Raw genomic sequence first — 24,700 nt, 5'->3', positions numbered from 1 at the left:
ATAAGAGAGAAAACTAAACAATTCTATGAAATCTGTATATCCATTTTTGCTAGTTGCTAGCCTTATTTTTAGCCTTAGTGCTTGTGGGACGGAAGAAAATAAAGCGGCGGAAGAACAAACAGCTAGTCCCGAAAGTCCATATATCGTTTGGACCGATGCCCAGCTCAAACAATCTAAATTAGAATGGGGGCAGCCTCAGGAACATGAGCTAGAAAATAGCATCAAATTGGGGGCTTATAGCCGCTTGCCCGAGGGGGCCAAGGCCAGCCTCAGCGTAGAGCTGCCCGGAAAGCTTTTGAGCATCCGCAAACAAGAGGGCGAATATGTACAAAAAGGAGAAGCCATTTTGCAAATTGAGAGCTTGGGCTACCAACAACTGCTTTTAGAAAAAAGCCAATTGGAGCGCCAAATTGCCGAAGCAGAACAGGCCCTATTTTACCTAGAAAAAGCCTTGCAACGCCAAGAAGCCTTGGCCAAAGAACAAATCAACTCGGGCAAAGCCTTAGAACAGGCCCAGCTAGAAGTAGACAAGGCCAAAGCCAGCTTGGCGGGCATGAAAAAAGAACTGAGCATTCGCCAAAACCAACTCAATCAGTTTTCTTCGGCCCAAGCTGGACACTATTGGTTGCAAGCCCCTATTTCGGGCTATATCAGCGAGCTCAACCTCAGTTTGGGCCAAAGCCTAAGCGCAGGCCAGCCCCTATTGAGCATTGTAGACAACAAAAAAATGCAGGCCGAACTCGAAGTTTTTGAAAAAGACTGGCCCTTATTGGAAGAAGGCCAAAAAGTAGACCTCAGTTTGGCGGGGCCTATGGGCAGACGAAAGCTAACGGCCAAAGTTTTGCGCTTGGGCCAAGCCTTTGGGGCCAATAAAAAAAGCATTTCGGTGCGTTTGGCCCTCGATAGCCTGCCCTTCAATTTGGTAGAAGGCCTTTATATGGAAGCAAAACTGCATTTGGGGCATCAAAAAGCCTTGGTTTTGCCCAGTTCGGCGGTCTATCAGTTGGGAGAACAGGCCTACTATTATGCCTTGGCCAAAACAGAAAATGGCCAACACTTTTTTGAGCCCCTGCCCTTAGTAGCCGCCCAACAATATGATGATTTTTACTACAGTCCTAAAATTAGCGAGCAACTAAAAGGGCGGGCCGTTGTGCTCCAAGGCGCCTACTACCTAGGCGCCTCGGCCAATACAGAAGAAGGAGAGTAGAATGTTCAGACTTTCTCCCTAGCTTGGGGCCTCCAAGGAGCGCCTAGGCAATTATGCCGTTCTTAGGTTTACTAAGAGCGGCTTTTTTTCTACCTTTAAAGGTCCTTTTATTTATTAGAAACAAACATAAAATCTCAATGAAAAATAGCCTTTATGCCGCCCTCCTTTTTTTAGGCCTAGCGGTACTGACAGCCTGTGGTGGGGAAACTGCCCCAGAAGAAAAATTTACCAAAGAATATGATTTGGCTCCTTTTGGCGTCATGCTCAAAGTGCGTGGACCAGAAGGCCTCAAGATCAATAAAGTGACGGGTGGAATTTTGCCCCATGAAATCACGATGCAAGGAGAAGAGTTTCAGGTCTATCTCTATGGTCAAGGGGCCGAAACCGAAGATGTAAAAACCCTAAAGGAAGAACAAAAAGAAGAGACCAAGGCCAGCAAAAAAGGCTTTGAAATCATTAGCGAAGATGATAACGGCTACGTCTTTAGTATGCAATACGAAGGCGATACCACCAAATTCTACAACTTTGAGTACCTATATATTCAAGGCGACCAACAGTTTCGCATGACCTCTAGCACCGTTACCCAATATAGCCAAGAGGCCATTATGGATATGTACAAAGCCATTGAACAGCGCCCTAGCGCAGAAAAATAGAGAATGAGATGAGTGATTGGGAAAACATAGAAGCCCTCTTGTATTCGGGGCAGGCCGAAAACATGGAATTGGCCCTTTTGCTAGCCAAGGGAGAAGGCAAAGACCTTCGGCCCCGTTTTCAGCAACTGCAAGATTGCCTTGCCTTTTATGAAGAGCAATATCGGGCCCTCTATAGTTTTCCCAAGCTCTTTGATCAGATTCGAGAAAAGGGCCTGCAATTATCGGGTTTGGGCCTTTTTGAGCTGCCCGATTGCTTAGTGGCCCTGGCCCCTTTGGCCAAATCGGTAGATATTAGCCGCAATAAACTGCGGAAATTCCCGCTCTTTTTGCTGCATTTTCAGCAAGCTGAAACCTTTAACTTGGCCCACAATCAATTGGTCCAACTGCCCGAGCATTTTTGGTCGCTCAAACAAATCAAGGCTCTTCATTTAGAAGACAACCTCCTCATCCGCTTGCCCGAGCGCATAGAGCGGCTGAACCAACTAGAAGAGCTATCTATTTCTTTTCAGCGGGCCTCTAAGCTTCCCGCTAGTTTGGCCCAACTACAAGCGCTCAAGGGCCTATTTGTTCAGTTGGATAGCTTCGATTGCTTTCCGATGGTCATTTTTGAGCTACGCAATTTGGAGCGCCTCATTTTACAGGGGTCAGGCTTGCAGCTCTTGCCCCAAGAGATTGGCCAACTCCAAAACCTTCATTTTCTGGCCCTCAGAGAGGCCCCTCTAGAAGAACTGCCGCCCAGTTTGGGCCAATTGCCCCAACTGCATAGCCTACATTTGGTGGGGCTCTATCGCCTTGGCCAACTGCCCGAATTTCTTTGCGAGCTCCCCCAACTACAAGCCCTCAACCTCAATGATACGCCCCTAAATGGCTTGCCTAAAAATTTGGCGGGCTGGAAAAATCTGCGGGCGCTCTCGCTCTTTGGTACAGGTATCCAACCCCATGATGAGCAGCAATGGCAGGCTAAAATTCAGGCCGCAATAGGAACAATAGAGGAGGTAATTTGGGACTTTTAAGATTTAAACTAAATCTTAATTTAACTAAAAGCAGGAACTGTAACAGTCGCTTTTTTATAGCTTTGTGACAAGACAAGTACAATTTTCTTTATCACAAACCTAAAATGTATGCGATTTATTCATTTCACTATTCTCCTTCTCCTATTTAGTTCGTCTTTATCGGCCCAATGGCTAACAGGCTGGAACCAGCGGCAGCGCATTGCTATCCAAGAAAACTCAGGCAATACTCTTAACAACTACCAAATCCGTATCGACCTGCTCTATCAAACGGGCATGGATCCACAGTTTAACGACCTTCGTTTTACTACTCAAAATGGGACTACGCTTATTGATTTTTGGATAGAAACTTTTCAGAATGCCTCTGGCGCGGTGGTCTGGCTAGAGTTGCCCAACTTAGCCGCCAATGGCAGCACCGATATTTATGCCTACTACGATAACCCTAGCGCTAGCTCGGCGAGTAATGGGCCAGCCACCTTTATTTTCTTTGATGACTTTAGCAGCTTTTCGGGCTGGAACAGCATTTCGGGCGGGCAGATCCAGCAGGATGCAACAACTTTTGCCCCCAATATCGTCCTCCGAAAAACTGGCGCCTGCGACCCTCAAGGCGGCTGGAAGGCTATTGGCAGCAACATCAATAATTATCGCCTGATTAGCCGAGAAATACGTATTGGTAGCTTCCCAGACTGTACCTGGAACCGCTACGGCCTAGAAAATGCGAGCTTCAATGGCTATAGCCTCCGCCGAAATGCCGATGTAACGGGCTCTTCTGAGTTTGGTATTGAACGCAGAAATGCAGGAACGGCCTCCAATGCCACTGGTCCCACACTAAACCAACCTAGAGGGCTTTGGTACCGCACAGAAATCCGTAGAGATTGTAGCACTGGCCGTATTCAAGCCGAGCTTTTTAATGATGATAAGGTCAGTATTGGCCTAGAAGACCGCATTGATAATACCTATTGTGGCGTGGACCGCATTGCCCTTCGTGGTGGTCGAGATTACTTTTTTGATTATATGGCGGTGGGGCAGTTTATTGAGCTAGAACCCAGCTACACCCTAGAAGAGACCCTCCTTTCTGAAGATCAACTTCGCTTTTTCCGCTGGGAGGAGCAGCAGCTTGTCTGGGCTTTTTCTAGTTTAGATGAGATGGCTAATTTACAACTAGAAATTAGTCCTAATGGGATAGATTTTAGCCCCTTGGCCCAATGGGCTGCTCCAGATTTCCCCCAGCAATTTTCGCCCAATGTTCAAGGAGAGCGCTACTTCCGTTTGGCTTGGCAAAGCAGAAATGGCCAATGGTATTACTCGCCTATTTTGGTCCAACAAAAAGCGGAGCTAGTCTGGGGCAACATTCAGTGCTGGCCCAACCCTAGCCCTGCAAATATCTCTATTCAGGCGGCATGGCCTGCTGGCCGCTATACGCTCAAACTCTACAATAATTTGGGCCAATTGCTAGAGCAAAACAAGCTAGAGTTCAGCCAAAATCAAAGGCTAGAATATGATTTGAGTCCCTGGCCTGCGGGGCAATATCGCCTATTGATTGAGGGGGAAAATGGAGTTTACCAACTTCTTCCTGTAGTAAAATTATAATGATTTGGGGCTGCCCCGGCCTTTGGCCGGGTCGGGCTGTGTCGCAGCTCGCAGGTCTGCTCGGCCCTGCGCAAAATTTCGCTGCGCTCATTTTGCTGGGTCTGCGGCTTCGCCGCCCTGCTATCCATCCCTCAGCCTGCGGGCCTTCGGCCCTGTAAAACCGTAGAGAAAACAATGAGCCCAAGGTTAAACCATCGGCCCATAAGGCCTAGAAAGCAAGCAAAACCTTAGGTTGAGCTACTTAAGTCCTAGCTCGAGCTACTCAAGTCCTAGCTCGAGCTAACAAAACCCTAGGTCGAGCTACTCAAGTCCTAGCTCGAGCTAATAAAACCTTAGGTTGAGCTACTCAAGTCCTAGCTCGAGCTAACAAAAAGCTAGCTCATTAGCCTTTAGAAACAAGTTCATTAAGTCCGTACTTTAACTTATTAGTAACAATTGGACCTTTTTAAGGGGCCGAAGCGGGAAGCCCAGCTAAAACATAACTGTTGAGCGGCCTAGCGATGTGCAGCAGTGCGGCGCAGCCGCAGACCAAGGCCCTCAGGCCGCAGGGCCGAGCAGACTTGCGAGCTGCGAAACGTAGCGCCGCAAGGCGAAGCCGCAGCGGAGGCCCCCAAAAAAAATTGTACCTTTGAAAAAAAGGAAAACAACATGGATATAGACCTTTACTTTTCAAAGCAGCTGAGGCAATGGTTTGAGCAGCGGGAGGGGCGTTATTTGCCTTGGAAAGAGGGCCAAGATCCCTATAAAATCTGGTTGGCGGAAATCATCATGCAGCAAACTCGTTTGGAGCAGGGTTTACCTTATTATGAGCGATTCATAGCGGCCTATCCGAGCATAAAAGAACTGGCGGAGACTGAAGAGCAAAAGCTGATGAAACTTTGGCAGGGCTTGGGTTATTATGCTCGGGCCAGAAACCTTCAGGCGACGGCAAAGCGAATAGTGGCAGAATATGCCGGTATTTTTCCAGACAACTACAAGGCTATTTTGGACCTAAAAGGCGTGGGCGAATACACGGCGGCGGCCATAGCCTCTTTTGCCTACGACCTGCCCTATGCCGTAGTGGATGGCAATGTATATCGGGTATTGAGTCGGTATTTTGGGCAAGCATTGCCCATAGACAGCAGTGCGGGCAAAAAGTGGTTTAAGGCCAAGGCGCAGGCCCTTTTGTGGGAAGATGATCCGGCCAATTACAACCAAGCCATGATGGATTTTGGGGCCCTGCATTGTCGGCCCAAAAACCCTAGTTGCGGAGACTGTCCCTTGGCCAAAAACTGCCAAGCCAAAGCCAACAAACAGCAGCTAGAGCTGCCCAAAAAAGGCAAAAAACTAAAGATCAAAAAGCGTTATTTTTACTACTTCATTTGGTCAAGCCCTAGCGGGGCCTACTACCTCAGGAAGCGGCAAGAAAAAGACATTTGGCAGGGCTTATATGAATTCCCGATGATAGAGCTCGACAAACCCCTAAAAACCAGCGAACTAAAATCACTTTGGGCGCATTGGGAGCTAGAAGAGCAAGACTGGGCCTTAATTTCTGGCCAAGAACAACAACAGCTCTCTCATCAGAAAATTATTGCTCGTTTTCTTTGGCCCAAACAGCCTTTGCCTCAGGCCCTAGCGGCAGATTGGGAGCTAGTAGATGCCCAAAACTGGCCCAACTACCCCCTGCCTCGGCTCATTGCCCAATATTGGGAGAAAAAACAATTGGCCTTTTTTTAATAAAAACTTTAATAACAGTTGCGAATCCAAAATATTAGGCCTACATTTGTAAAACTTAGATATACTAAATATTTATAGACTATGATCAACAAAGTGACCTTAATTGGAAATCTGGGGAAAGACCCAGAAATGAAAACCCTACCCAATGGAACGGCCTATGTTCGTTTCAGTGTAGCAACAAATGAGAACTACCAAGTAAATGGCGAGTGGCAGACCAAAACGGAATGGCACAATGTCATTATTTGGCGCCAGGCGGCCGAGCGAGCGGCTCAGCAGCTTAAAAAGGGCAGCATGGTATATATTGAGGGGAAACTCACCCACCGTAGCTGGGAGGATGAGAATGGCAACACCCGTTATATGACGGAAGTGGCGGCCAATCTTTTCCGCTCCTTGGATAAGCGAGAAGGCAGCGGCAACTCGGGCCGTCAGATGCCCCCACCAGAAGAGCCCATGAATATGGGTGGAGAAAAGCAGCAGCCCACAGCTAGCGGCTCAACGACCAACAACAATACGCAACAAGAAAGCTATGACAGTGAAGGAGATGCAGATGATCTTCCCTTCTAGCATAGACTTTTTCTTTTAGCAGAAAGGACCAATAGCCTGATGGTTATTGGTCTTTTGTTTTTGGGGCTTTTTTTTCTTCTTGGCCTTCATTTACTTATCTGCTCTTGAAATAAATAGCAGATAGTTCTATATTAGCTAACTACTTAGTATATTGGCTAAAGCCTCTAGTAGAATAGCATTCTAAAAGAGGATTTTGAGTAGTTGCTCTTTGGGGGCAGCGCCCTTATATTCTTCATCTAAGCGTATTATTTTGGACACAGACCTTATTCCATCCGAACTGGGCCTCAGCTTTTTATTTTTAACTGATTTGGGGCCCGCCACATGGATTTCTCTCGGCAGCATTATTCTTCTTTTAGCCTGTTCGGCCTTGCTATCTGGCTCGGAAGTCGCTTTTTTTTCTATTACGCATAATGATATTGAAGAATTGCAGAAGCAGGCGGTAGATAAGGGTGGACCAAGAGGACGTATTCTACGTCTTTTGGAGAAGCCTCATTATTTATTGTCTACAATTCTGATCAGCAATAATTTTGTCAATATTGGCATCATTCTCACTTCCAATTTTCTTTTTGCGCAGTTGCTTCCAGAAAGCACCCCAGCTTGGTTATCTTTTTTGGTAACCGTGGTGCTTGTTACCTTTTTATTGGTTTTATTTGGAGAGGTAGCGCCCAAGGTTTATGCGACCAGCAACAACATGCGGCTAAGCAAACTGATGGCTCAGCCCCTACTCATTTTGCGTCGTTTATTTTGGCCACTAAGTTGGGTCTTGGTTAATGCCACCCGCATTATTGAGCGCCGTTTGGCCAAGCATTCGGGCATGAATGTCGTGACCGATAAAGACATTGAACAAGCCATTGAGCTTACCGTAGGCGATACCAAATATGCCGAGCAAGACATTGACATTCTTAAGGGGATTGTTAAATTTGGCAATACGACGGTCAAAAACATTATGTGTGCCCGAGTAGATGTAGAAGCTGTAGATAGCAGCATCAACTTTAGTGAGCTCTTGGCCGTTTTGCAAAACTCCAACTACTCTAGAATTCCCGTTTATGAAGAGACCTTTGATAAGGTGTTGGGGATTGTGCATACAAAAGACTTGATTGAGCACTTTGATAAAGATGACAGCTTTGACTGGCACAGCTTGATCCGCCCGGCTTTTTTTATCCCAGAGAACAAAAAAATCGACGACTTATTTAATGAGTTTCAGCATCGTCGGACGCATATGGCCATTGTGGTTGATGAATATGGGGGCAGCTCGGGAATTGTTACCTTAGAGGATGTTCTAGAAGAAATTGTGGGCGAAATCAATGATGAATTTGATGAGCCCGAATCGCAAGGTTACACCAAAATAAGCGAGCATATCTATATTTTTGAGGCCAAGACTTCTATCCAAGAAGCTTGCAAAATTATGGATATTGAGCCCGAACTTTTTGAAGAAGCTCGCTCTTCTGCAGAAACGCTAGCTGGCCTACTTTTGATGATTCATGGAAGTATGCCCAAGAAAAATAGCCAACTGCTCTTTCAAGGGATCAAGTTTCAGGTCCTTAGCACAACAAAACGCCGTATAGAGACCATTAAGGTCACTTTGGCAGAGAGTGCCGGCGAGCAGGTTTTGGCCTAAAAATGACTATTCCTTATGAAGACTTCTTTCTTTTGGCTCTTTTTGGGTCTCTGTCTTTCTTTGCTTTCTTGCCAAGAAGAAGAGGTGTATATTCCCAAAAAACGCATTTACCCTAAGGTCGTTTATCCAGAGCGCAACTACCAGGCATTAGATACAAATTTCTGTGCCTTCCATTTTGATTATCCCGACTATATGGAGTTTGTCCAAGATACTACCTTGGGCAACCGCCAAGCACTTCACCCCTGCTGGTTCGACCTCAATTTTAAAAGCCTAAATGGCCGCCTACACTTCACCTATACCGACCTTTCTAAAGGCCCTATTGAAGAGGAACTCTATAAAATGTATAGCGATGCTTATCGCCTAGCCGAAGAGCATACTGCCAAGGCCGCTAGCCTCGATGATTATGTCATCAACCGCCCAGAAGATAAGGTCTATGGCGTTTTATTTAACATTGAAGGCCATGTGGCCTCGCCCTTTCAGCTCCTACTCACCGATAGTAGCCAACATGCTGTTCGGGCCTCTCTCTATTTTAATACCCGCCCAGAAGCTGACTCTATGGCCCCCGTTATTGACTTTGTCAAAACGGATGTTATGGGAATGATCAATAGCTTTAAATGGGCCAATTCTCAATAATCTAATCGCTTTTCATGCAGCACCGCAGACCAAAAAAGACGCCCGATCAAGAAATGATTTTCGGCCGTCATCCTGTAATGGACGCCCTTGAAGCTAAACGCAATTTTGAAAAAATTATCCTGGCCGCTAATGTCCGTGGCCCTTTCGAAAAGGATTTGCGCAAGGCTTGTAAGGAACTAGACGTCCCCCTGCAAACGGTCCCCAAAGAACGCCTCAATAATTATACACGCAAAAACCACCAAGGGGTGGTGGCCCTGCTCTCTCCTATCCCCTATTATCAGGTAGAAGATTTGCTCTTATTGGCCTATGAAAAAGGCAAACACCCGCTTTTTGTTTTGCTAGATGGCGTGACAGATGTCCGCAATATTGGCGCTATCGCCCGCTCTGCAGAAGCCGCCGGAGCCGATGCCCTGATTATTCCCAAAAAAGGCTCGGCCCAAATTAACGATTCGGCCATGAAGAGCTCTGCTGGCGCACTCAATCATTTGCCCGTCTGCCGAGTAAATAGCCTGATCCAAACGGCTGAATACCTACAGATGAATGGCCTTCAACTGATTGCCGCCGACCTAGAGGGCAAAAAAATGCTCTATGATTTAGAACTCAATCTCCCCCTAGCCCTCATTATGGGCGATGAGCATAAGGGCGTCAATCGCGTTTTGCTCGAAAAGGTTGATGAGCATTTCCTTTTGCCTATGCGCGGCCAAACCGACTCTTTTAATGTCTCGGTGGCCACGGGCATTACGCTCTACGAAATCATGCGCCAACAAAAGTAAACTCGTTTTGCACTATACCTAAAATGCCTATTCCCGCTTTTGAGGAATGGGCATTTTATTTTTTGGGGCCTCCGCTGCGGCTTCGCCTTGCGGCGGTTACTCCCTTCGGTCGTCGAACTGCGGCCTAAAGTCCTTGTTGTCGTTTCAAGGCTCGCTGATTTTTTGGGGCCTCCCGCCTGCGGCGGGCGCTACGTTTCAGGGCTCGCAGGTCTGCTCGGCCCTTCGCCGCTTTCAGCGGCTCGGTCTGGCCTGACGGCCCCCCTTTCACATCGCTAGGCCAAAAAAGCTGCCCTAATCGGGCAGAGAAAGGGCCTTTGGCCCCAATAAATGCGGCTAGTTGGGGCGGCGAAGCCGCCTTGGCCCTTGGGCCAAAATGGCTTAGCGCTGCGGAGCGGGTGGCCGTCAGGCCAGACCGAGTTTTTTGAGCGCAGCGAAAAAAATGAAGGGCCGAGCAGGCTTGCGAGCCCCGCAGCATAGCGCCCGCAGCCCCAAATAAAAGGGCTGCGGGAAGCCCCCAATATTAGGTACCCGGAATATCCCATTCTACGGCAATAAACTTGGGCAACCAGCCATAACGGACAAAAGTAAAGCCCCAGGGCAGGGTGCGCAAAAGCATATCAAAAGAGCCTTTTTCCACCTTGAGTTTCCAGCGGTCGGCCTCCTCCTTGATATTTCCATCTCGGATGAGGAAGGTACCCCGCAGGGCATCTGGCGTCATGGTTCGCATGCGGCTCCAGTTATTGATCGCCCCCTGCAAAAGGCTATCACAGGTGCCCAGCTCTTGCTCCGTCAGGCCCACATCCATAGGGACGGGCGTGGAGAGCGGCAGGCCGCACATAATTTTATTCAGGACCAGTTCATTTTCAGGGGTTTCCGTTTGCCGAGTAGCAATATATTGCAGCATATGCGTCGCCCTAATTTGGGCTTCCTCATTAACAAACTTGCCTTTATTGACCATTTTTAGGGCCATAAAAAGGCGGGTATAATAGGGCTGTAAAAGGACCAATCCGGCATTTCGGATATAAAGAGGTTCATCTACGGGGGGATCGGCGGGCTTGGGTTTTTCCTTTTTGGGTTTAACCTTGGTTTCCTCCTGAACAGCTTCCTCCTCTGGTGCTTTTTCCAAGCGTTTCAACTCATTGATTCGCTTGATGCGCTCGGCCTCTAGGCGTTTTTCTTCCTCCTCTTGGGCCCTTTGTATTTCTTTTAGGCGGGCGGCTTCGGCCTGGGCGAGTTTGCGTAATTGGCGGCGGAACATCAGGCGCATTTTTCGGAAATAAATGCGGACCTTTTTGCGTAGGCTGGCCAATTCCTTGGCCATTTGGTCATCCCATTGCTCGGCTTCTAGGCGTTCCAACCACTCAATTTGTTCTTCCTCTCTTCCACTCAGGCGTTGTTCCCATTTTTGGGCGCTATCCATATCGGGCAAGGCCTCAATTTCTCGCCGCCAATCTAGGCGTTTTTGGCTCATTCGCTGCAAGCTAGGCAGTAAGAGCTGGCGCATTTTAGAGCGCAACAGCTCCAATAATTCTCGATTAGCCTGAAAGCCTTGGGCCAAATCCTCCCAATGGTCCTGAAGTTCTTGCAAATAGCGCTGGCGAATCCGGTCGGCCTCGGCCTGTTTCCAGGGCAGCTCCATCAAATAGCTCAAAAACTCCTGCACCTCTGGCGCTTGGCGAATTTCCTCTATGGGGAGATGGGGTTGTTCCCATTCATCCACCAACATCCTTTCGAGCAGTTCTGGCTCGGGCAAAGCCTCTAATTCACTCTCCAAATCTCTTTGGAGCCGCTCTAATTCTTGGCGCAGGCGAATTAGGTCCAGCTCCTCTTTGGTGGCATCTTTACCTTGGTCTTGCAGCTCCTTAAAGCGTTCTTGCAAAGCGCGGCGCTGCTGCTCTAGCTGAGCAATTTCAGCTCTGATCTCCTCTGCAGAAAGGCCTTGTTTGGCATAATCTCCGAGTCGATTTATGCGTGCATCTAAGCGCTCCATTTCGGCCTTGAGGTTCAGCATATCTTGTTGTAGCTGACGGATAGCAAAGGGCTCTTCTTGTCTCAACAAATTGCGTTGGGCCTCTAGCTCGGCAATGCGGCGCCAGCGCAAAATCTTCTGCATGGCTTGGGCCTCATCGATATCGCTTTTCAGCTCCTCGATTTCCTTTTCGATAGCATCTAGGCGGCTATACAGCTCTTCTAGATCCTCTGGAACGATTTCTAGGCCTTCTTTTTCTAATCGTTCTCGGTTGAGGACCTGCAAAAGCTGGCGGCTAAAATGCTGTTGTTCTAGCTCTAAACTTCCTAATTGCTGGGCCAAACTTTCTAGCAAACTCGGGTCTTCAGTCGAGCGTCTTTGCGCCCGTAAAAGCGCAATTTCGGTTTCCAAAAGCTGCAAAACTAAGCCCGAACGTTGAGCCGGCAAGTTCCGCAATTTGGTCTTCCAATCATTGAGCAAGAGCATGGGGTCTCGCTGGGTATTTCGGCTAATGGCCTTAAGCAGTTGTTGAACCAGACTGCGGACCGAGAACTGCCCCCCTTGGCTTAGCTCTAGTAGATAGCGATATACCGTATCCTTGACCATAAACAGTTTTTGGTCATTGAGGGCACGGCCTAGCTCCTGCACATAATTTTGAGTGAGCGGCATGGCTGATTTGTTCAGCAAAAGGACCAACTCCCAAAAGATTTTATTGTCAAAATTGGTCACTAGACGCTCTCTAGCGGGAGCTCGGCCAATGGCATCGAACAAAAGTTTGCGCAAAAACTGCCGATCCTGGACCAACAATTCTTTGATGATCGCCTCCATTCCCGCTAGGGTATCTGTTTTGGCCCGAATAGAGGCTTCGGTAAACAAGCCTTTGAGCAAATACTGCTCTAAGGCCTCTTTTTTCTTCTCTAGGCTCAAGATGAGGCCATCGGCTTGGCGCTGGCGAAGCAATAGCTCTTGGACCAATGCTTCTTCGGCGGCCAAAATGCTGGGGTCCTCCCCTAAATCGCCAATTACATCGGCAAAATAGGCCAAGCGAGTTTCGGGATTATTATGCGAGAGATTGGTCATGTACATCAATAACTCTCGGGGCGAAATCTCATAACTTCGGCCTAGTTCTAGGGCCAAATCCTTAAGAAATTGCTGGGGATTGCTTTGGCTGGGGTGGAGAAACAGATACTCCAGAATTTTATTCCACTTAAAGTCCTTAAGCGAAATCGACTTAATTTTATCAAAGACCTGAGCCGCCTTAATTTTCTCTAGCATAATGGCCGTAGAAATGGCAAAACCCGCAAAGCGTGGAAAGAGCGCAATCAGGACCAGCTCCAAGACTTCCTCAGAAAGTTGGTTGACCATCCGTTGCCAAACAATGGGATTTTTGCCTAGGCGAGCAACCGCCTTGCGCAGTTTGTCCGCCTCTTTTTCGGCAAACTGCTTAAAGATAGCCTCAATCGAATAGTCTCGATATTCTTCGGCCCACCAAGGAATAGAACCATACTGAAGAAAAAAGACCAGAAAATCGATTTGAGAGCTAGCGCTAGGTTCTTCGGCTGTTTCATCTTGCTCGAGCTTGCGCAAATCGGCATTGACTCGGGCCAGCATTTGGTCCAATTGCTGCAACTCTCGGTCGAGCTGCTTGAGCTGCCGGTTGAGCAGGCGAATTTGGCTTTGCAATTGATTTTTTTCGGCTCTACTCAGTTCGCCTAAGGCAAAAAGCTCTTCCAATTGGCCCAGCTGCAGTTGCAATTCTGAGCGCTCATTATAGAGGTCCGAAACCGCTGCGGCATACTCTAACTTTAGCTCTCGAAGGGCAGAGCGGTCTTCTTTATCTACCTTTTTATAAGATTTGCCCAATTCTCTGGCAATCGCCTTTGTTTCTCGGCGCATATTGCGAATAATACGGCGAAGTTGGCGGGCCTCATCTTGTTTGGCCTTACGTTCTTTTTCGGCTGCTTTATCCTCGGCCTTAATGCGTTTATCCTCGGCCTTTAGTTCTTTTTCTAATTGGATGAGGCGTTTTTTCAGCCATTTTTTTCGGTCCAAAAGGGCGCGAATAGAGCTAGGGGCCAGGCCAGAAATGACTTGCAGTTCTCTTTGCAACTGTCGTTCTTGGCGTTGCAAGCGGCCTTTTTTCTTTTGGAGGCGGGTCATTTGCTCTTGGTCTAGATCCTCCTGAGCCAACTCTTCCTCTAGGGCCTGTAGGGCTAATTCTACGGCCAGACTTCTGCGCTTTAATTGTTCCTCTTTGAGCAATTCGCTATGGGCAGCAGCCTGTGTTTTGGGCAGCATTTGCCCGAGCTGCTTGAGCAACTCTTGGCGAGAGAGATCGAAGCGCTCATTATTTTCCTGCTCCAACACCTTAAAAAGTGTTTGGGCCAAATCTTCCTTATTCTTTGTTTTTGTAGAGAGTTGGCTAGCCTCCTTGAGAAAGCCTTCAATCAGTGTTTTTTCCGAAAAGCTGGAGCGATTAAGCAAGAGCTGTTCAAAGAGTTGGCCCATAAGGGCGGGCGCTAGTCGGTGGCGGCTAATGCCCTCCTTTTGGCCCCAATGATGAAACTGTTCTAGCAGGCTGCGGACCATTCGCATACGGTCCTCACTTAGCGGTTCTAGCAACTGCAAGAGTTGTTCTTCTTCAAACTGCAAAAAGAGGCGTTGCCAAAAATTGGGGGCATCTTTTTGGCGAATAATCAGTCGTTGTAGGGCGCTAAGTCGTTTATGGATCAGGCGATCAAAGAGTTGGCGCATAGAAGCCAGGCTATCTGTTTTGGCCCAATAGGGAATAGAACCATACTGCAGAAAATACTCTAGTAGGTCCAAATCGCCATAATTTTGGCTATGTTCTTGGCGCACCCCGCTATCCAGTTCGCCCAACTCTTGGGCCGAGACATGTTGATAATTTTTCTGGATGCGTTCCACAATTTTTTGCACCAATTCTTGCTCCTTATACACAAATTTCCGCCCAGAGCGTACTTTTTCAAAAATGTACTCAAAGGCGACGGTATAGGCGGCTTTTTGGACCGATCGCTGTCCGCGCAGGGCTCGATATCTTTGGCCCAATCGCTTTAGGATAAGCTGAAGTTGGCGAAGCATATTGGGGCCCGACTGCTGATAAATGAGTTGGAGCATTTGCTCTAGTTGTCGGGGGCTAAACTGAAAAATCAGGCGGTTGGCCAGTTGGGGATTTCTGCGGCCAATATCCAAGAGCAGTTCGGCCATTTTGCTGGGCGATTTTCGCATAAGCTCTTCAATCACCGAGCTAATGGGCAGGTTTTTGGGGCCGGCCCAACTGGGATAATGGCCTTTTTCCAAAAAATCCTTAAAGAGAGTCCATTTACTGACTCGAACACGAGTTCCTTCTTGTTCAAATCGGCCGCCTGAGCTTTTAATAATTGTTTTTTGGACCGTTTCTCGGGCTACTTTTTTAAAATAGCGTTCTACGGCAGGTCGAAAATCCTTAACGGCCTCGGCCCCACGCAAATCAATGGGGGGCAAATCGATATCTAAACGATCAATGACCAGATGCACATCTGGGGGGACCATCTCGCTAAAAAGGCGGTCCAAATAATTCCCCAACTCATTCTTAAACAGATGAATGAGCGTTGTTTGCACCAATCGAAGTTGGTAGTCATCCAAATAGCCCTGCACCTCAATATTGAGGTTTTGGGTTTCGATAATATGTTGCTGTTCGCGATTTTTCAAGGCTCTCTTTTTCAGATTTTCGTTAAAGCGCTCTTTTGCCGTTGAGCCTTTAAAGATACAGAAGAGATTTTAATTTTTGCAGTCATTTGGAGGGGAGGAAAAAATGAGTATTGCTGCTTCTTTTTTGGGGCTGCCCCGCCCTGCGGGCGGGTCGGGCTGTGTCGTGGCTCGCAGGTCTGCTCGGCCCTGCGGCGCTTTCAGCGCCTGGGTCTGCGGCTTTGCCGCACCACTTTCCATCCCTCAGCCAGATTTAATCGCACTGCTTTGGCCATAGTTTGCTATGAATTTTTGACTAGGCTAGCTATTTTTTAAGCGCATAGCCTTCGCTATGGTCGAGAAAAATAGGGACGACTAGCCGAAAATTGCTGCAAACTATAAAAGTGAGTGCGTTTAAATCTGGCTATTGCCGCGGGCCTGCGGCCCTTTGCGGCGGCTTTGCCGCCTGTTGGACCTATCTTATTCTGCTATTTCTATTAAAACAAACTGGGCTTTATTATTTTGGGGCCGAAGAAAAACAATGGGCGCAAAGAAGTCTGTTGAGCGGCCTAGCGATGTGAAAGGGTGGCCGAAGGCCAGACCGAAGCCGCCTTTGGCGGCTGAAGGGCCGAGCAAGCCTGCGAGCCCTGAAACGTAGCGCCTGCCGCAGGCAGGAGGCCCCAAAAAAAACAAAAAAATGGACTACCAACACTTTAGAGAAGAGCAGCAGCAGCTAGTGGCTGAATTTGTATTTGAGGACTTTATAGCGGCCTTTGGTTTTATGACGCAGGTAGCTTTTTGGGCTGAAAAATGGGATCATCATCCGAACTGGTACAATGTCTACAACCGTTTGGAGATTCGTTTATGCAGCCATGATGCGGGCAATACGATTACGGAGCGGGACCATCGTTTGGCGGCTAAAATAGAGGCCCTTTATGCCAGATTTAGAGCTTGCGATTAAGGGCGGCGGCTAGGGCATCGCGCATACTGCCGCGGGTATCAATTTCGTCAATTTGGATGCCCAGTTCGACAATTGTTTGGGCGATAGGGCCAGAAACGCCAGAGATAATACAATGGCAGCCCATCAGGCGGCTAGCCTTGGTCATTTTGATCAGGTGGTTGGCCACGGCGGTATCGACAATAGCCACCCCAGAGATATCGAGAATAAAGACCTTGGCTTGTTGTTCGGCAATATTGGAGAGCATAGACTCCATCATATCCTTGGCCCGTTTAGAATCGATAAAGCCGACTAGGGGAAGCAGCAGCACATTTTCGGCAATTTGGGCTACGGGAGTAGAGCGTTCTCGGAGGGCTTCATTTTGTTCTTCGAGTTGGTGGCTAATAATATCTTGGTAGACCTCGGTCACCACATCAATAGACACCTGCGTAAACTTTTTGAAGGCCGACATCAGTTCAAAGCTCTGGATGCCTTTTCGGACATAGGCTTGTCGGATAAACTCGTGGAAAGCTACTAGAGCGCCCACATAGCCCTCGAGAGGAATATTCATTTTGGCGAACTCTAGGCCATAGACTGCTTCTGTGTAAATATAATCATCGGAGAGGCGGCCAAGGACGATATCGGTCCAGAAGAGTTCCTCTTCTTCGGCGAGTAAGTTAATGAGCTCTTCGGTATAATACTTTTCGTAGCGTTTATGTTGGCGCATCCAATTGTAGAGTTGATCATAGGCCCAGCGCATCTGGTCCATAATCTGTTCTCCGGCTTGGCGGATGCAATTTAAGTCTTCATCTGAGATAAAGTACTGTTGCTTATAAAAGTCTACTGATTTCTCCCATTGCTTTAGCTCCATGACTGCTCATTATTTAGATTTGATCTAAGATAAAAGCTTCTCTTCTTTTTTTTTAGTAAAAGGCTTTAAAACAGCTCAGTAGGAAAAATAAAAAAGTGGATAGTGCGAATTCTTTAGGATTGGGTTTGTTTCATGGCCAAAGCCAGGGCGTCGCGCATACTGCCAGTAGTTTGGATTTCGTCAATTTGGATACCTAGTTCGACAATAGTTTGGGCGATAGAGCCTGAGATTCCTGAAATAATACAATTGCAGCCCATTAGGCGGCTGGCCTTAGTCATTTTGATGAGGTGGTTAGCTACTGCGGTATCGATAATAGCGACACCGGAGATATCGAGAATAAAGACCTTAGCTTGTTTTTCGGATACATTAGAGAGCATAGACTCCATCATATCCTTAGCTCGTTTAGAGTCGATAAAGCCGACAAGAGGGAGCAGGAGGATTCCGTTCCAGATTTCGGCTACGGGAGTAGAGAGTTCTCGGAGGGTATCATTTTGTTCTGCCAGCTTCTGTTGGATATTATTGCTATCGACTTCTGAGATAATATCTAGGGTTGTTCTAGCTATTTTATTCATCGTCATCATACGGTCACCATCATTGAGTCCTTGTCGTTTGAAGGCGGCATACATACACTCATAGATAGCCATTAAGGAGGCTAAATGGGCTTTAAGGGGCAAACCTGAGGCGGCAAAAAACTGCCCAAAAGAGTAGCAAGACCCAATAAATCGCTCATCATATCGAGCGGCTGTAATATCTAGCCAAAGTTCTTTTTCTGCTGACTGAACTACGGGGATAAGTTGTTCTATATAGAACGAGCTATATTCGGGATGATTTTCTAGCAGTTCGTAAACCTCATCAAAACACTGGCGCATTTCGCACTCCATTTGTTTTTCTGTTTCTGCTAAATGAGCCAAAGCTTCATCTGTAATAAAGTAGTAGTGTTTATAATAGTTAATGTCTCTGACTTTCATACAATTTTTAGTTAATGACCTTCTAGCATTTAGGGTTTTGGTATCTGTTTCATCTTTTAGAGAAATAAGCAGGTTCTATCAGCATGCTTAAGGGACTGTTCTTGGCTGGGTTAGTGGCCTACTACATCTAAAAGGATGACAGAGTACGGTCGTTTCATTAAAGGTTGGGGCTGTGTTTGGCCGTTAACACAACTCTATGACAAAGGGCTTAAACAATCCCAAGTTATCTTTTTTTTTAAAAAAAAGAACATTACTTCCCTTTATTTTTAATCCAATATCTCCTCTTAAAACAATGTCTAGACAAGGATTATAAATATGTAAGCGATCCTATATTTGGGATTTCAGTCATCTACCGCCTCCTCATTGGAAAGCATTGGCGGCTGCTTATTTTATGCTTATATTTGGCCCTTAAAACAGAGAATTACAAAATGGAGAATATACTCATTAGTATTACGATCATTTGCTTTTTTGCCATTTTGACCTTGGTGATTTACTCGAGGGTTAAGGTTGTGAAAGCCTATGGGATATTGGTTAAAAACCGGGTAGAGTTTGGGGCCAGTCATATTTTTAATGTAAAAAAGCTAGAGGAGGAAATTATTCCTAAGTATCCGGAGCAAGAAAAGGCGATTCGGCAATTTTGCGGGGGGATTCGGTTCACGGTTCGCATGTCGACAGTATTGACGACTATTGCGACCATTTGCGTACTTATCTTAATGTATACCTAAAGCGATGATTCAGTATCAACATTCCTTAGAGGAGCTCAACAGCTTTAGGATTTCGGCCAAGGCCGAGGCCTATTTGGCCCTTGAGCGTTTGGACCAATTGGCCTTATTGTCTGATTGGCGGAATCGGCCCAACTACATTTTGGGTGGGGGTTCTAATATTTTGCTAGCTGGAGATTTGCCAGGTCTAGTTATTCACAACCAGCTCAAGGGGACGCGTTTAGTGGGGCAAGACCAAGAGTTTGTTTACCTAGAGGTAGCTGCTGGAGAGAACTGGCAAGAATTGGTCTTATATTCTTTGGCCAACAATTGGGCGGGCCTAGAAAACCTAGCCTTGATTCCGGGTTCTGTAGGGGCGGCTCCTGTGCAAAACATTGGGGCTTATGGGGTAGAATTTTCGGAAGTTTGTCATTTGATACAGGCCTGGGATATGCAGCAGCAGCGCTTTTGCAAATTTGGGTCTACAGACTGTCAATTTGCCTACAGAGACAGCATCTTCAAATCGCTTTATCCGGGGCGGTTTATCATCTGTTCTTTAGTCTTGAAGCTGCGCAGGCATCCCTCCTATCGTTTGGACTATGGCAACATTCGGGAAGAGATAGGCGATCAGCCTTTGAGTATTCAGGCTGTGGCGGAGGCTGTAATGCGGATTCGGAGATCTAAATTGCCAGATCCTAAAGAGCTGCCCAATGCGGGTTCTTTTTTCAAAAATCCTTTGGTGGCTGCAGAAAAGCTAGAGCAATTGCTGGCCCAATATCCGAAGATGCCCCATTATCCGCAGGCGGATGGACAGCTAAAGCTGGCAGCGGGCTGGTTGATTGATCAGGCGGGTTGGAAAGGCAAGCGAATGGGAGCCGTAGGCGTACATGAGCGGCAAGCCTTGGTTTTGGTCAAATATGCCGAGGCTAGGGGCCAAGAAATTGTTCAGTTGGCAAAGGCGGTACAGCAAGACATTGCTCAAAAATTTGGGATTAACTTGGTTCCGGAGGTGAATTACTGGCCCTAATGGCCTTAGGCAGGGCGGCGAAGCCGCCCGCAAAGGCGCGCAGCGCCTCGGCTGAGGGATGGGCAGCAGGGCTGCCGAAGGCGGCAGACCAAAGCGGCTTTGCCGCTGCAGGGCCGAGCGAACAGCGAGCTGCGAGACAACCCGACCCGCCCGCAGGGCGGGGCAGCCCCAAATTAATCACCAGTTGATAATAAAGGTGCAAGAATCGCCCCCTTTAGGTCTTCTTTCCTTATCCAAATCTGGACGAACATCAATTGTTTTGATGCTGTCGGGGCGAACACGACGACAAAGGGCCGTGATAATGCCTTGATCAAATTTACTGGGGTAGGGATTACGGCAATACATGATAGCTGTTTGCTCTTCTTCGTTATAGTATTGCAAGTCATAGCAGCCAATACCCTCTAATTTTTCTCCTGTATCGGGATTAAAAAGCGGCTGACCGTTTTGGTCTCTGTGGTTCATATGATAAGCCACATCAATAACCTCTAGGCCTTCTTTTAGCGAGTTGAAGGGGGGGAAGTCGGCATTTTCGATAATGGCCATTCCGATTAAGAGGAGATTCATATCGCCCACCGTTTGGCTGAGCTCTTCAAAAGCATCTAGCCATTTTTGCTGTGGGTACCAGCCGCCTTCTTCGGGCTTGATCCCATGCTTTTCTAGTAAGGCCAAGCGTTTGTCTTGCCCTCTTTTCATAGAATAGATAAAGGAGAGTACGGTGGTCGCATTCACTTCAATATGCTCCGCAAAGGCTTTAAATTCTGCCATGACTTTTTCCAATTAAGTAGTTTAGTGGGGATAGCCTAAATTACTCAAAAAGAATTAAAGCCCTAACCTTTTTGCTTTCTTTTTTCCTCAACGGCCCGGCCCGTCCAACTAAAGGCCCGTTCTAGAGCATCCTGCATATTGCTTCTAGTGCTCAGGCGGCCAGTATTTACGCCTAACTCTACCAATGTTTGGGCAATGGCGGGCGAAATACCCGACAAAATAGTTTTACAGCCCATCAGCCAAGCCGCCTTGCTCACCCGAATAAAGTAATTGGCAACAGCCGTATCTACAATGGCGACTCCAGAAATATCCAGAATAAAGACCTTGGCCTGCCGCTCGGCAATTTCTTGAAGCACAGCCGACATGATAGTTTGGGCCCGAATAGAATCCACGATCCCCACAATGGGCAAGAGCAAAATATCTTCCCAGATTGGCGTTACGGGAGTAGAGAGCTGCATCAACATCTCATTTTGGTCTGCTAGCTGCTGATTGATTTCTTGGTTGAAGGTATCAATGGCAATTAATGCCCCTAGGCTACAAATTCGCTTAAAGACTTGGAGCAAATCTAGGCTAGCCAAATTGTACTCCATGAACTTCAATTCGATAAACTCATGCAAAGCAAAAATGGCCGTAAAGCAAGCCTCAAAAGCCAAACCTAGCTGTAGTAAATCACGGACCAACTGACTGCGATAACGCACAAATTCGTCATCCATTTTGGCCTCTAGAATGTGCTGCCATAGCCCATCTTGGTCTTGAGCAAAGCGCTCAATAACAATTTCGTTATAGTCCTCAGAAAAGGTAGGGTGCAGGCGCAAAGAGTCATAAAAAAGCTCAAATATTTCTTCCTTTGCTTCTGCAATTTCCCGCCCTGCTTGACGAATTAACTCCAAGCGCTCTTCCGTAAACATATACATAGGAGCATAACGACTATAGGATATTTGAATTTGGGTTTTACTCATATCACAAACAATTTTAGGAGTGTTTATGGATGAACAAGATAGTGAAAAAAATTATATCTGTCCAATTGCCGTCTTAAGGGCCTCCTTAATGTTTACATTGGTCTGTATGTTTTCTATATCTATCCCCAACTCAACTAGGGTTTGGGCCACGGCTGGCGTTACTCCCGAAATAATACATTCGCAACCCATCAAATTAGCCGCTTTGCTCACTTTGATAAAGTAGTTGGCAACGGCCGTATCCACTACGCCTACTCCAGAAATGTCTAAAATAAAAACCTTGGCCTGATAGTCTGCAATCTCCTGCAAAACGGCGGTCATAATGTTCTGCGCCCGAAAAGAGTCGACAATTCCCACCACGGGCAAAAGTAAGATTTGCTCCCAAATTGGGGTTACTGGGGTAGAGAGCTGCATGAGCATATCATTTTGCTCTTGCAGCTGTTTGTTCATCTCATTATTAAAGGTGTCTATGGCTATAAAAACCCCCACACTACTCACTTTCTTAAAAGCTTGCATTAGCTCAAAACTAGCCACGCCCTCTAGCACAAAGGCTTTTTCAATCAGCTCATGAAAGGCAAAAACAGCCGACAAATAGGCCTCAAAAGGCAAGCCCAATTTGAGCAGGTCCCGCACCAGACGCTCCCGATAATGGACCGACTCCTCATCGACCTGAGCCGATAAAATATGCTTCCAGAAGATCCCAGACTGCTGATCAAAACGATCAATAATCTCTTCGGTATAGTCTGCACTATACTCTGGCTGAAACTCCAACCAAGCATAAAATTCCTCAAAAACAGCTTCTTGCCGAGACATAATCGCCTCTCCCGCCCGCCGAACAAGCAATAGATCCTCTTCCTCTAGCATAAAGATGCTCCAATACCGCTGTTTGTTGATTTTTACTATGGCCATATATTTATTCTTTCTGCTCTCGAATTGCTAGGCGCAAGGCATCTCGCATACTGCTTGTCGTCCGTATTTCATCAATGTCTATTCCCAGCTCTACAATGGTCTGCGCAATAGGCCCCGATATTCCAGAAATAATACAGTTACATCCCATCAGTTTGGCCGCCTTGCTCATCTTGATTAAGTGATTGGCTACAGCAGTGTCTACTATCGCTACCCCACTGATATCCAAGATAAAAAATTTCGACTGAGTTTCTCCTACTTCGGCCAACATCCTTTGCATAATGTCTTGGGCCCGCTTAGAATCTATAAACCCCACCAAAGGCAATAGAAGAACGCCATCCCAAATCTGAGCGACTGGAGTCGACAATTCCCGCAAGCTGTCATTCTGCTCCTGTAAGGTGCAGGCCATTTTGTGATTATAGACCTCCGTCACAATGTCTACCGCCACCTGAGCAAATTTCTTAAAGGCCGTCATTAGCTCAAAAGTCGCCAAACCATTGCGCATAAAAGCAAAACGAATATGCTCATGAAAACAGGTCAATATGCCAATGAAAGACTCTAAACTCAAGCCTGCCATCGAAAAATGTTCCCCATAATGCCGCTGTGTGTTCACATAGGTATCGGTCAAACGCCCCAAGACCACATCATCCCAAAAGACCTCTTCATCCGAAGAAATGGCCGTAATCAACTCCTCATTAAAAAATGCCGCATAGCGCTCTGATTTCCGCATCCAGTCATAAAGGGCATCGTATACCAGCCGCCGCTCTGCCGAAATTTGCTCGCCAGCCGCCCGCAATACCGCCAGTTCTTCTGCCGAAATTAAATATTGCTCTTTGTAGTAGTCTGCATCCTTGGTCCAAACAACTCTTTCTTGCATATTGTTTTTTTGCTCCCCTAAAATGCTCACAAAAGTAGCTGATCCTTAGCGCTTTTCACAATTTATAGCTTAAAATAGAATGAACTGTTAGTTAATTTATCTATTCACTGCTGTTTTGGGGCCTCCGCCTCCCTTCGGTCGTCGGCGCTACGTTTACTCCCTTCGGTCGTCGAACTGCGGACTAAGGTCCTTGTTGTCGCAGCTCGCTGCTGTTTTTTTGGGGCCTCCGCCTCCCTTCGGTCGTCGGCGCTACGTTTCGCAGCTCGCTGTTCGCTCGGCCCTGCAGCGCTTCGCGCTTTGGTCTGGCCCTGCGGGCCACTGCTGCACATCGCTAGGCCAAGGGCTTCGCCCTTCTAACGGGCCAGCAACCGCAGCAGGCATACGGCAAATTCTCCTTATCTTGGACCAAAATTTATTTACTATATGTCTTATCTATTTCGTCTTTTTATTTGTTTGGGCCTGCTGCTTGGCCCCGCTGGCCTTTCGGCCCAGCTCATCAACAGCAAAGCCGATTTTCAGGCGGCCCTCCAAGCTAGCCAAGAACTAAAAGAAAATGGCCTGCTTGTTTTCCGCCTAGAAAGTAACCACCTCAAAACAGCGCACTACCAAAAACTCTTGGCCAATAAAAACCTCAAGGCCAAAAAACGCAAAAAAGTAGAACGCCTGCTCCAAAATATGCAAGCGGAAACTCAAGCCATTAACCAAACCATTATTCGGGCCCTTCAAGATACTTTTGATTTTTGTCCCCTCTATTTTTGCTACGATACCTCTGCCCAATATATCCGTAAGGGCGGCCGCAGCCAGGTCTTGCTCAATGCACAAGGAGAAAAAGACCCTAGTATACGCATGCCCGACTCGCTCGCTATTTATTGGCTCTATTATGAAGCCGCAGGAGGAGCCAATACCTTTAATTCGCTCCAACTTCGCCCCCTCAAGGGCCAATTGCGCCCCCCCTTCCCTAGCCAAACTATTATCCGAAAGTCTTGGGTGCACAACCAAAGCCTCCCCCGCCTCCGCCGAGCTGTTCCCGAAATCCAAAGACGACTCCAACGCCTCTACGAACGAGCCCAAAAGGAAGCCCAAAAAGAATAAAGTAGCAATAAGGCCCAAAACCTAAGTTTTTGGGCCTTTGTTTTTTTCCCTCCCAGAGGGTTTAGCCAATTGCTCCGAGGGTGTGCGCTACCCCTTCCGAGGGTCTGCGCTAATTGAAGGCTTTAGCGGCAAACTCAAAAGCAGCAGAAACCAAGAAGCGCCCCACCGCCGAAGAAAACCGCC

At 47.3% G+C, this 24,700-nt stretch carries 20 protein-coding genes; 13 read left to right on the top strand and 7 right to left on the bottom strand.

The window, feature by feature from the left end; genetic code table 11:
* Positions 1 to 25 precede the first annotated feature (25 nt).
* The 9 genes from OP864_RS08605 (at position 26) to rlmB (ending at position 9,764) form a co-directional block, all read left to right on the top strand.
* Entirely contained in the window at positions 26 to 1,207 is a 1,182-nt protein-coding gene (locus OP864_RS08605) for an efflux RND transporter periplasmic adaptor subunit (RefSeq protein ID WP_270097812.1), read from the top strand.
* A 137-nt stretch (positions 1,208 to 1,344) separates the two neighbouring features.
* Positions 1,345 to 1,860, top strand: coding sequence for a hypothetical protein (locus OP864_RS08600; RefSeq protein WP_270097811.1), 516 nt, complete (start codon positions 1,345 to 1,347; stop codon positions 1,858 to 1,860).
* 8 nt (positions 1,861 to 1,868) lie between these two features.
* Positions 1,869 to 2,873 carry a leucine-rich repeat domain-containing protein gene (locus OP864_RS08595; RefSeq protein WP_270097810.1) on the top strand — a complete coding sequence of 335 codons (1,005 nt, stop codon included), beginning with the start codon at positions 1,869 to 1,871 and terminating at the stop codon, positions 2,871 to 2,873.
* Between the two features lie 108 nt (positions 2,874 to 2,981).
* Positions 2,982 to 4,460, top strand: a complete 1,479-nt coding sequence (locus OP864_RS08590) for a DUF2341 domain-containing protein (RefSeq protein ID WP_270097809.1) — start codon at positions 2,982 to 2,984, stop codon at positions 4,458 to 4,460.
* A gap of 648 nt (positions 4,461 to 5,108) precedes the next feature.
* Complete coding sequence (gene mutY, locus OP864_RS08585) at positions 5,109 to 6,176, top strand: A/G-specific adenine glycosylase (RefSeq protein WP_270097808.1); 1,068 nt, start codon at positions 5,109 to 5,111, stop codon at positions 6,174 to 6,176.
* Positions 6,177 to 6,257: 81 nt separating this feature from the next.
* On the top strand, positions 6,258 to 6,740 hold the full coding sequence (locus OP864_RS08580) for a single-stranded DNA-binding protein (RefSeq protein ID WP_270097807.1): 483 nt from the start codon (positions 6,258 to 6,260) through the stop codon (positions 6,738 to 6,740).
* A 193-nt stretch (positions 6,741 to 6,933) separates the two neighbouring features.
* Entirely contained in the window at positions 6,934 to 8,358 is a 1,425-nt protein-coding gene (gene gldE / locus OP864_RS08575) for a gliding motility-associated protein GldE (RefSeq protein ID WP_270097806.1), read from the top strand.
* Positions 8,359 to 8,373: 15 nt separating this feature from the next.
* Entirely contained in the window at positions 8,374 to 8,991 is a 618-nt protein-coding gene (gene gldD / locus OP864_RS08570; protein WP_015692520.1) for a gliding motility lipoprotein GldD, read from the top strand.
* 14 nt (positions 8,992 to 9,005) lie between these two features.
* Complete coding sequence (rlmB, locus tag OP864_RS08565) at positions 9,006 to 9,764, top strand: 23S rRNA (guanosine(2251)-2'-O)-methyltransferase RlmB (RefSeq protein ID WP_041329601.1); 759 nt, start codon at positions 9,006 to 9,008, stop codon at positions 9,762 to 9,764.
* 520 nt (positions 9,765 to 10,284) lie between these two features.
* Here the strand turns inward: rlmB and OP864_RS08560 are convergent.
* Positions 10,285 to 15,441, bottom strand: coding sequence for a contractile injection system tape measure protein (locus OP864_RS08560; protein WP_270097805.1), 5,157 nt, complete (start codon positions 15,439 to 15,441; stop codon positions 10,285 to 10,287).
* A gap of 673 nt (positions 15,442 to 16,114) precedes the next feature.
* Here OP864_RS08560 and OP864_RS08555 point away from each other — a divergent pair.
* Positions 16,115 to 16,378 carry a 4a-hydroxytetrahydrobiopterin dehydratase gene (locus OP864_RS08555; RefSeq protein ID WP_270100780.1) on the top strand — a complete coding sequence of 88 codons (264 nt, stop codon included), beginning with the start codon at positions 16,115 to 16,117 and terminating at the stop codon, positions 16,376 to 16,378.
* On the opposite strand, the gene OP864_RS08550 is transcribed toward OP864_RS08555, so the two are convergent.
* Both OP864_RS08550 and OP864_RS08545 read right to left on the bottom strand, forming a co-directional pair.
* The gene (locus OP864_RS08550) at positions 16,362 to 17,225 is read right to left on the bottom strand and encodes an STAS domain-containing protein (protein WP_270100779.1); all 864 of its coding nucleotides are present in this window, start codon (positions 17,223 to 17,225) and stop codon (positions 16,362 to 16,364) included. The genes OP864_RS08555 and OP864_RS08550 overlap by 17 nt on opposite strands.
* Positions 17,226 to 17,338: 113 nt before the next feature.
* A complete protein-coding gene (locus tag OP864_RS08545; RefSeq protein ID WP_270100778.1) occupies positions 17,339 to 18,193 on the bottom strand; it encodes an STAS domain-containing protein in 855 nt (284 codons plus the stop codon).
* Between the two features lie 428 nt (positions 18,194 to 18,621).
* Between OP864_RS08545 and OP864_RS08540 the strand changes: the two genes are divergently transcribed.
* A complete protein-coding gene (locus OP864_RS08540) occupies positions 18,622 to 18,918 on the top strand; it encodes a hypothetical protein (RefSeq protein ID WP_270100777.1) in 297 nt (98 codons plus the stop codon).
* A gap of 4 nt (positions 18,919 to 18,922) precedes the next feature.
* The gene (murB, locus tag OP864_RS08535; RefSeq protein WP_270100776.1) at positions 18,923 to 19,921 is read left to right on the top strand and encodes a UDP-N-acetylmuramate dehydrogenase; all 999 of its coding nucleotides are present in this window, start codon (positions 18,923 to 18,925) and stop codon (positions 19,919 to 19,921) included.
* Positions 19,922 to 20,098: 177 nt separating this feature from the next.
* Here the strand turns inward: murB and OP864_RS08530 are convergent, their stop codons facing one another.
* The 4 genes from OP864_RS08530 to OP864_RS08515 form a co-directional block, all read right to left on the bottom strand.
* Positions 20,099 to 20,686, bottom strand: a complete 588-nt coding sequence (locus OP864_RS08530) for a hypothetical protein (protein ID WP_270100775.1) — start codon at positions 20,684 to 20,686, stop codon at positions 20,099 to 20,101.
* A gap of 62 nt (positions 20,687 to 20,748) precedes the next feature.
* Entirely contained in the window at positions 20,749 to 21,645 is an 897-nt protein-coding gene (locus tag OP864_RS08525) for an STAS domain-containing protein (protein ID WP_270100774.1), read from the bottom strand.
* 51 nt (positions 21,646 to 21,696) lie between these two features.
* The gene (locus tag OP864_RS08520) at positions 21,697 to 22,551 is read right to left on the bottom strand and encodes an STAS domain-containing protein (RefSeq protein WP_270100773.1); all 855 of its coding nucleotides are present in this window, start codon (positions 22,549 to 22,551) and stop codon (positions 21,697 to 21,699) included.
* Between the two features lie 4 nt (positions 22,552 to 22,555).
* Entirely contained in the window at positions 22,556 to 23,425 is an 870-nt protein-coding gene (locus OP864_RS08515; protein ID WP_270100772.1) for an STAS domain-containing protein, read from the bottom strand.
* Positions 23,426 to 23,848: 423 nt separating this feature from the next.
* On the opposite strand from OP864_RS08515, the gene OP864_RS08510 reads away from it, so the two are divergent.
* Positions 23,849 to 24,517: a hypothetical protein gene (locus OP864_RS08510; RefSeq protein ID WP_270100771.1), complete on the top strand. Its 669-nt coding sequence runs from the start codon at positions 23,849 to 23,851 to the stop codon at positions 24,515 to 24,517.
* The last annotated feature ends 183 nt before the right edge of the window (positions 24,518 to 24,700 follow it).

This window comes from Saprospira grandis, assembly GCF_027594745.1.
Taxonomy (GTDB): Bacteria; Bacteroidota; Bacteroidia; order Chitinophagales; family Saprospiraceae; genus Saprospira; species Saprospira grandis.
This window is presented reverse-complemented; position numbering and strand designations above follow the sequence as displayed.